Source organism: Marilutibacter maris (genome assembly GCF_006546735.2).
Lineage (GTDB): Bacteria > Pseudomonadota > Gammaproteobacteria > Xanthomonadales > Xanthomonadaceae > Marilutibacter > Marilutibacter maris.
This window is the reverse complement of sequence record NZ_VICD02000104.1, coordinates 1-1,565: the sequence shown is the minus strand read 5'-3', so window position 1 is coordinate 1,565 and position 1,565 is coordinate 1. Positions and strand designations below refer to the sequence as shown.

Annotated in this window: 1 protein-coding gene; it reads right to left on the bottom strand. The window is 62.9% G+C overall.

The annotated features are described in order from the left end of the window. Positions 1-1,565, bottom strand: a 1,565-nt coding sequence (locus FKV24_RS07075) for an AMP-binding protein (RefSeq protein WP_141481878.1), incomplete at both ends; no start/stop codon positions are given.

Below are 1,565 nucleotides of genomic sequence, written 5' to 3'. Positions count from 1 at the left end.
CCCGCCGCATGGCTCAGGTAGTTCGACAGCGCCCCATGCGCCACCGTCACCCCCTTCGGCACGCCGGTCGAGCCGGACGTGTACAGCACGTAGGCGATGTCGTCGACTCTTATCGCCGGAGCATCTACGGCCGGCGCCTCGTCAGACCGCAGCCAATCCGCATCGCTCACCGCGCCGTCCATGCTCACGATCAGCGCTTCTGTCTCAGGCAGGCCCTCCCGCCCCGTCGACAACACGAGAATCCGGCGGACATCCGCGTCGGAAATCATGTACGCAAGCCGATCACTGGGCAGATCAGGCTCCAGTGGCACATAACTGCCACCGGCCTTGAGTACTCCAAGCAGGCCGATCAGCTGCTCCAACGAGCGGCGAAGGCACAGACCGACGCGTTCGCCGGTCTCAAGTCCTGCCTGACGCAGATGGGCGGCCAAACGGCCCGCCCGCTCATCCAGCTCGGCATAGCTGATCGAACGGCCTTCACATATCGCGGCGATCGCGGATGGCGTGCGCGCGACCTGACGTTCGAAGAGATGATGGATCGGCTCCCGTAGGTAGTCTTTACGCGTCGCGTTACGACGGTCGCGCAGCTCGATCAACTCTTCCTGAGACAGCAGCGGGCTCCCATCATGGGCCGCGCCGGGATCGGCCAGCATGCGCTCGTATGCCGTCAGGTAGTAACTGGCGATGCGCCGGATCAATGCTTCATCGAACGCCCCCGTATCGTAGACCAGAGCCATTCGCAGCATGTCGTCGCCGACGCTACGCGCCACGTCGACCTGCAGATCGAAGTTGGTGCGCTCGAAACCGGACGAGCCGAGCACCTGCAGCTGATCGCCGGAAGCTTCCTGCATGTCGTTGTAGACATGGAAGTGGGTGTAGTTGAACGTCACCGACTCCAGCGTCCGCCCGATATCCTGCTGCACGTTCAGCATCGGATAACGGCGATATGGAACCGCGGCCGCGGAGCATGCTGCGGCTTTTCGTATCAGGGACTCCCAGCTGCCCGACTCGACATCGATCGCGAGCGGCAACGAGTTCAGGAACAGGCCCAACCCGCGATCGGCCTTGTCCGTCTCCGGGCGACCATTGTGAGTGACGCAGGTAAAGGCCGAAGTCGAACCACTGAACGCCGAAAGGACCTTGTAATGACCCGCCAGCAACACCGCCTGGAGCGGTACGCCCAGTTTCTGGGCAAGCGCGATCAGTCCGGGTGAGTGCTCGAAAAGCGCCTCAACGACATGGAAACCATGGTCTATGTCCTCGCCCCGAGTGTCTTCACGACGCTGCCCGATACGCGGTAACTGCTGTTCCGGAATCGATTCCAGCATTCCAGCGAAATGAGCCTTGGCGCCTGGGTCCGCAATGACCGACTGCTCCAACGCCACGAAGTCGCGATAGGTCCAGTCCGCCGTCACCGGCGCCAACGCCTGGCCCGACAGCAACTGCTGGTAGCGGTTGTACAGCACCGTTGTCAGCGCCGCCCGGCTCCAGCCGTCCAGCACCGCATGGTGGAAGCTGATCACGAACTGGAAGCTGTCCGCGCTGCGCAGGAACACGTGGATCTG